The sequence below is a fragment of the Novosphingobium sp. genome, from assembly GCF_036803765.1.
GTDB lineage: Bacteria > Pseudomonadota > Alphaproteobacteria > Sphingomonadales > Sphingomonadaceae > Novosphingobium.
In genome coordinates this window covers 22,822-30,110 of record NZ_DAIRTS010000036.1, presented here as the reverse complement: position 1 = coordinate 30,110, position 7,289 = coordinate 22,822, and the positions used below count along the sequence as shown (strand labels likewise).

5 protein-coding genes are annotated in these 7,289 nt (G+C 65.8%); 2 read left to right on the top strand and 3 right to left on the bottom strand.

Going from position 1 to position 7,289, the window contains the following annotated elements:
- Positions 1 to 164: 164 nt before the first annotated feature.
- Both V7Q48_RS16905 and V7Q48_RS16900 read right to left on the bottom strand, forming a co-directional pair.
- The gene (locus V7Q48_RS16905; RefSeq protein WP_333840050.1) at positions 165 to 1,391 is read right to left on the bottom strand and encodes an MFS transporter; all 1,227 of its coding nucleotides are present in this window, start codon (positions 1,389 to 1,391) and stop codon (positions 165 to 167) included.
- A gap of 76 nt (positions 1,392 to 1,467) precedes the next feature.
- A complete protein-coding gene (locus tag V7Q48_RS16900) occupies positions 1,468 to 3,351 on the bottom strand; it encodes an alpha/beta fold hydrolase (protein WP_333840048.1) in 1,884 nt (627 codons plus the stop codon).
- Between the two features lie 120 nt (positions 3,352 to 3,471).
- Here V7Q48_RS16900 and V7Q48_RS16895 point away from each other — a divergent pair, with 120 nt between their 5' ends.
- Complete coding sequence (locus V7Q48_RS16895; protein ID WP_333840046.1) at positions 3,472 to 4,494, top strand: cupin domain-containing protein; 1,023 nt, start codon at positions 3,472 to 3,474, stop codon at positions 4,492 to 4,494.
- A gap of 98 nt (positions 4,495 to 4,592) precedes the next feature.
- Here V7Q48_RS16895 and hisD read toward each other — a convergent pair whose 3' ends face one another.
- On the bottom strand, positions 4,593 to 5,885 hold the full coding sequence (gene hisD / locus V7Q48_RS16890; RefSeq protein WP_333840044.1) for a histidinol dehydrogenase: 1,293 nt from the start codon (positions 5,883 to 5,885) through the stop codon (positions 4,593 to 4,595).
- A gap of 227 nt (positions 5,886 to 6,112) precedes the next feature.
- Here hisD and V7Q48_RS16885 point away from each other — a divergent pair, with 227 nt between their 5' ends.
- On the top strand, positions 6,113 to 7,087 hold the full coding sequence (locus V7Q48_RS16885; protein WP_333840041.1) for a LacI family DNA-binding transcriptional regulator: 975 nt from the start codon (positions 6,113 to 6,115) through the stop codon (positions 7,085 to 7,087).
- Positions 7,088 to 7,289: the final 202 nt, after the last annotated feature.

Here is a 7,289-nt window from a genome sequence, read left to right as displayed (position 1 = left end):
CGCCCACACAGAACATGGCCGAGAGCTGGATGCCGAAACAAGTTCGGCATGACGAAAGGGGGTGAGTGATAGGGGGGAGCTGGCAGAATAGCCGTGGGGGGATGCCGAAATGGCGTGCTGGAGCGGCTGTGCTTGTTGGCAGATACCAGCCAACGCGGGCGCCGTCAGGCCTTCGTTGGGCGGACCAGCGTTTCGCGCTGCATGAGCCACAGCACGGCCGCGCTGGTGAAAGCGATGGCAGCGGTGAACATGGCGGTGCGCATGCCGAAGGTGCCGGCGATCTGTGCGGTGATGAGCGGCGCGAAGAAGCTGATGATGCGGCCCCAGTTGAAGATCGAGGCAGCGGTGGACTGGAGATGGCTCGGGTAGAGCTCCGCCATCCACGGCCCCCAGATCACGCTGGAACAGAGCGCGCCGCCGTAGGCCAGCCCCAGCACCTTGAGCAGCATCGGGTCGGACGGGGCCAGCAGATAGCCGACGATGGCCAGCGAGGCGATGCCGAAGCCGATTGCGTTGAAGCGGCGGCCGAAGCGGTCCGCGGTCCAGCCCCACAGAAAGCCGCCGACGATGTTGCCGGTGAACTGCCAAGCGACAAGCTCGCCCGCCATCGCGGGGGTGAACCCGCGATCGCCGGTGAGATACGTCGTCAGCCAGCCGCTGAAGGCGGCGTAGCCGAAGAAGTTCAGGCCGGTCATGGCCGCCAGCATCAGGGTCTGCCGGCGCAGGTCCGGTACGAACAATTCGCCGATCGGCAGGCGCGTGGTCGCTCGCTGCACGAGGTCGACGGTCGAGCCAGCCGGAATGAGCGCGAAGGTCAGGAATGACAGCGCCAGCGGCGGAATGCCGCCGATCCAAAGCAGCAGGCGCCAGTGTTCGCCCGATACCATGCTCATCCCCACGCCGAGCATCACGATCGACAGGCTGAAGGTGGCATTGAGCATGCCCGCCAGCCGGCCGCGCAGCGTGGGGCTGAACAGGTTGACGTAGATCCCGACGACCACCGGGAACGATGCCCCGGCGAAAAAGCCGAGCAGGAAGCGCTGTGCGAGCAGTTGGATATAGCTGCCGACGACCACGCCTGCGAGGAGCATGACCCCGTAACCGATGACCAGAGTGGCCAGCATGCGCCGTCTGCCAAAGCGATCGGCCATCTGGCCAATGACGATGGCGCCGACCAGCGCGCCGGCACCCTGCGCCGAGTAGGCCGAACCGGCTTGAAGCAGCGAAAGGCCGAGTGCCTCACGAATGAATGGACGAAGCACGTCGACCGTGTTCCAAGCCCAGCCATAGAAGAATTCGCAGACCAGCAGCAGTGCGAAGATACCGACCTGGCGCGGCAGCCGCAGGGGCATGACCGCTGCTTCGGGGGGAGAGATCGCGCTGCTGGCCATGGGCTGTTTCCGTCGAGAGCCGGGAAGGTGCCCCTGCATGCCGGGCGGGCGCGCAGGGGGTGTGCGTGGTGCGTGGTCAGGCCGCCTGGAGCGCGGCCATCTTGAGCTGAACCAGCATGGCCAGTTCGTCGTAGACGGCCCATTCGTCGACGATCTTGCCGTCGCGGACGTGGAAGTGCGTGACGCCCATGACATGAAGCGGGTGGCCGGTGGGGGCGCCGAGGCTGCCATAGCCGAGGTGATGCCCGTCCATCGTCCAGCGCACGGCATACTTGACCCCGCCTTCTTCGCTTTCGACCGAGCAGATGTGCTGCGGCACGAAGGCGCAATCGGGGAGCAGCGCAACGAGGCGCATCGTCTGCTGCAGCACGGCGGCAGGACCGCTGATCTCGCGCATCAGTGGGCCGTGCCACTGACAGGTCGGTGCGTAGATGTCGCGGATCAGGCCGAACATGCGCTTGTTGTAGATGTGGTGCAGCCAGCGCAGCAGTTCGGCCTCGCCCTCATTGTGGGCGATCGAGACATCGGCCTCGGTTTCGGGCGGGTACTGGCCGAGCAGGCGCCGGTTCTCGGCGAGATCGAAGACGCTTTCGCCGGTCTCCACCTTCTTGCGGGCGATGCCTTCGGCGAAGACGTGGGGGTCGAGACCGATCTGGATCAGCGGCCCCATGTTATCGCGAACGATCCACTCCTTGTAGATCTTGTTCTCGAGGATCATGCACTCGGCCACGGTGCGGGTGCAGAACGTGCGGCCGGTGGGCTTGCCCCACGAACCGAACTGCGAGTGACGGCCGAGGCCGTGCGTCATGTGGCTGGTGTAGAAGCCATCGACGTCGTTGCCGCGCCAGATGACCTGCTGCGCCATGCCGCGGCGATCGGGGAATTCGACGAGGCGCTGGATCGTGTCGCGGATGTGCGTCTCACGATCGTACATCGTGCCCATCGTGGTGTAGGCGACGCAGTTGTGGGTGTAGTGCGTGTAGATGAGCCCGACGTCGCGCTCGTCCCAGATGCGGTGCGTGCAGCGGATGATGTAGTCGACGATGTCGGTGTAGCAGGGATCGAAGCCGCGCATTGACTGGACGCGCGGCCGGTCTTCGGGAACCAGCTGGGTGAAATCGCGGCGTTCGACCTGCAGCACGGCGGAGTCCGCGCCTTGCGAGGGTTTGCCGGCTTCGACGGCCTTGGCCGCCTTGTTGCTGCTTTCGGTCACGATTCCTCCAATGATGTGTGTTGTCTGCTTGATAGGGCCGGATGCGCCCTGCGAAAGATCCGACAGCCAGGATGCCAGGGCTTGCCTGCATTCCTCCGGCTTTTCGAGCAGGACGAAATGGCCCGCCCTGGCGATGGTGACGGCCTGTACGTTGGGCAGGCCGGCGACGAGGTCTTGCTGCGTCTCGATCGGGGCGACGACGTCGTCTTCCCCCGACAGGACCAGGACCGGCATCATGTAGCCGGGCAGCAGCGGTCGCTGATCCACCCGCGACAGCGCCAGGTCGGTCTGCCGCTGCGCGGTATCCGCAGGGCAGCCCCGCGCCATGGCGACCACGGCATCGCGCAGGGCTGTATCGGCCAGCCGATCAGCGTGAACGTAGCGCGACCAGAGAGTTTCGCCGACGAGCGTGGCTACGTCGATTCCGGCAGCCGACTGCGCACGCCGCGCGGCATGGGCCTCGACCGGTACATCACGCGGCGTCGTCGCGATCAGCACCATGCCGGCGATCCGCTCTGGCGCGCGCGACGCCATCTCGAGCGCGACGATGCCGCCCAGCGAAAATCCCACTGCGATGAACCGCGGCGGTGCCGCATCGAGCATGGCCTCGGCCGCAGCGCCGATGCTGTCGTAGCCAGTCAGGTCACCGGGCACGACAGGTGTGCCGGGCGGCAGCATGGGCGCAAACACGCTGGCATCGCAAAGCGTACCGGGCAGCAACAACAGCGGCAATCCTTGGTCGCCCACGTCTCTTCCGACAGCCTCTCGTATGGGTGCGGCATATGGGTACAACCGGGCCGCCTTGCATAACGTCTGACATTGGCCTACCAGACCTGCATCCGAATGCAATACTGGTTGGAGCACGTTGTGACAGATTGGACTCGCGAGCAAATGGCGCAGCGGCTGGTTCGCTACGCCGATCTCGTGCCTTGCCGAACGGCCTTCCTCGACACCCGTACGCCGGGTTCGACCGAGAAGGAAAACTTCACGATCATCGGCCCCGGCGTGTCAGAAAGCGCCGACCAGTTCGTGCACATCACCGAGAAGCACGGCTTCAACATCGGGGCTGCGCGCCAGCCGTTCGGCTGCGTCAACTCGCAGCACAGCCACGACACCGCCGAGGTGTTCGTCGTGCATTCGGGCCATTGGCGCCTGCTGTTCGGCCCCAATCGCGAGGACGGCACGCTCGACATCGCGCCGGGCGACGTCGTGTCGGTGCCGACGCGCATGTTCCGCGGTTTCGAGAAGGTCGATCAGGGGCTCGGGTTCCTCTACACCGTGCTGGGTGAAGACGATCCGGGCAAGGTGACCTGGGCGCCGGCGGTGTTCGAGGCCGCATCCGACTATGGTCTCAAGCTGACCAAGGACGGCATGCTGATCGACACCAGCGCAGGCGATTACACCCTGCGCGATACCGAGCTGGCCGCGCCGATCGACACCGACAATGTCGAGGAACTGGTGACCCCGCCGCTGGAAAAGCTGCTCGAGTGTATCGTGCGCGCCGGCACGGCCGTGGCCAATCCCGACTCGCCGCTGGCCGGCGAAGGGGTTGAGGAGGCCGGGGTCATCGGTCCGCGCGCCACGGACGACGGGTTTGCGGCCGGGCCGATCGCCGGTTGGTGGCCGCACGGCTTCAACCTGCGCCAGCTGACGCTCCAGACCGGTGCGTTCATTCCCTCGCATGCGCGCAGAGAAGTCGAGGTGCTGTTCGTGCAGTCCGGTACGCTCGAAGTGCGCTGGGGCGACGAATCGCTGTTGCTCGGCGCTGGCGATACGCTGAGCGTGCCGGTCGGCCTGTACCGGTCGTACCGCAACACGGCGTCGGTGCCCGCGGTGGTCTTCGTGACGCGCGGCACCGACAACCCGGCACGCCCGGTGTTCGCGGCCTGAACCGCAGCGACTGACAAAAAAGGGGGGCGTGACCAGCAACGGTCACGCCCCCTTTTTCGTGTCCGGCGCCGCCCCGGCGGAGGGCGGCGCCGTTACCGTTAAGCCGGCTGATGCATGCGGTTAAAGCGGATCGCCGCGGCCTTCTGGTGGCCTTCGAGGCCTTCGCTGCCGCTCTGGCGGATGGCCGGCGGCGCGACCTGGGCGATGGCGCTGTCGTCCAGCCACTGGTGCGTGGCGATCTTGACGTAGGAACCGACCCAGAGGCCGCCGGTGTAGCGGCCGGCGCCCATGGTGGGCAGGGTGTGGTTGGTGCCGACGTTCTTGTCCGAATAGACCACGCTGGCGTTTTCGCCGATGAACAGCGAACCGTAGTTGCGCAGCTTGTGCGAGAACGCCATCGGGTCGGCGGTGTGGACCTGCAGGTGCTCGGCCGCGACATGATCGGAATAGGCGATCATCGCCGCTTCGTCTTCGCACAGCACGACTTCGCCGTAATCGCGCCAGCTCTGGCTGGCGACCGCGGCGGTCGCGAGCGTTTCGAGCTGGCGGGCGACCTCACGCACTGTCGCTTCGGCCAGCGCTCGGTCGGTGGTGATGAGTCCGACGCGCGTGCGCACGTCGTGTTCGGCCTGCCCGAGAAGGTCGGTCGCGATCAGTTCGGCGTTGCCGGTCGAATCTGCGACGATGAAGATCTCCGAAGGGCCGGCGAGCTGGTCGATCCCCACCGGGCCGAAGACCTGGCGCTTGGCTTCGTTCACGAAGGCGTTGCCCGGGCCCATGATCTTGTCGACGCCGGGAACGGTTTCGGTGCCGAAGGCCATCGCCGCGATCGCCTGGGCGCCGCCGATGCGGAAGATGCGGTCCGCGCCCGACAGGTGGCAGCCGGCGATCATCGCGCGGTGGGCGTTGGGCGGAAGGCAGGCGACGACCTCGTCGCAGCCGGCGACCTTGCCGGGCACGATCGTCATGATCGGCGCGGACAGCAGCGGGAAGCGGCCGCCGGGGACATAGGCGCCGACGCGCTGGATCGGGATGACGCGGTGGCCGAGATGCAGGCCAGGCAGCGGCTCGACCTCGAGCGGGAGGATGGTGTCGAGCTGGGCCTTCGCGAAGCGGCGGACGTTCTCGATCGCGAACTCGGTATCGGCGCGCGTCTGCGGCTCCAGTTCGGCGACGGCGGCGGCGCGATCCTGCCCCGACACTTCGAACTGGTCGAGATCGGCCTTGTCGAATTCGCGCGAGTAGCGGGCGACGGCGGCGTCGCCGTTGGCGCGGACGTCGGCCAGGACCTTGGCGACGAGACCGGCCACGTCATTGCTGTCGGCGATCTGATCCCGTTCCGGCTGCTTGATATAGAGGGTGCGGGATTCGAACCCGAGCGGCGCGGTCATGTGCTTCTCCTCGATTTTCTACGACGATGCAGGGCATCTGCAGGGGTGCATAATGCATCCGAATGCAAAAGTCATTGGCCTAAACGTGCTATCGGCCTCGCACCTTTGCGGTTATGGCGGTTGGCCTGAAGCAAGAGGCACGAAGGACCATGCCGAGACGACCTGCCACCCGCGCGCCTGCCGCCTCGTTCATTGCCCAGTCCGGTCGCAGGCCGACATCGTACGACGTGGCGCGAATCGCCGGCGTCTCACAATCTGCGGTCTCGCGGTGCTTTGCGCCCAATGCCTCGATTGCCCCGGCCAAGCGGGAACTGATCCTCAAGGTGGCGGAGGAGATCGGCTATCGCCCCAACGCCCTGGCGCAGGCGCTGATTTCCAAGCGTACCAATCTGGTGGCGGTGCTGATCTCCAACCTCACCAATCTCTATTATCCCGAAGTGCTTGCAGGGCTCAGTGCCAGCCTGACTGCGCGCGATGTGCGCGTCCTGCTGTTCAGCCTCGGCGCGGAAAGCGAAGTCGATGACGTGATTGACCAGATCTGGCGGCACTCGGTGGACGGCGTCATCTCCGCCGCGCGCCTGTCCGAACAGCAGCTCGAACAGTTCGCCGATCACCAGATCCCGGTGGTGATGTACAACCGCCTTGCCAGCGGGCCCAACGCCGCCTCGGTGCGCTGCGATTCCGTCGGCGGGGAGCGTATGCTGGTGGAGCGGCTGATCGCCAATGGCCACAAGCATTACGGCATTATCGCGGGCCCCAAGGACAGCTATGTCGGCGAGGAACGCAGCGGTGCGGCACTGGCGATGCTGGCCGAGCGCGGCTTCGCGGACGTGCCGATGGTGCGGGGCGACTTCAGCTATGCCAGTGGTCGCGCGGGATTGGGCGAGCTGGTGCGTCTTGCCCCCAAGCTCGACGCGGTCATTTGTGCCAGCGATCTCATGGCGATCGGCGCGATGGACGAGGCGCGCATCGCGCTCGACCGTGCCGTGCCCGACACCATGTCCATCGTCGGGTTCGATGGTTCGGGGCCGGCGACCTGGGAAAGCTATCGCATCACGACGATTCGCCAGCCGGTCGGGCGAATGACCGCGGCGGCTGTCGCCATGCTGATGGAGCGGATCGAGGACCGCGCATCGCCTGCCGAACAGCGGCTCTTTTCGGGCCAGCTCATCGAGGGTGCTTCCGCGCGACTCGGCGATTAGGGCGCTGCATTCGGCTTTACAAAACAGTGACATTTTTGCCGCGCATTTCAGGCAAAGCCGAAAGCGCGCGGCGGTCACTTTTCCTGCCTATCCGGCAAATCCCTTATTTCTCCGGGAAATCTGCCGCAGTCTATACCGGGAATGGCATTTTTCATTGCATGACTTCGAATGCAAAAACTGGTGGACGCAAAGCGTTCCCGCC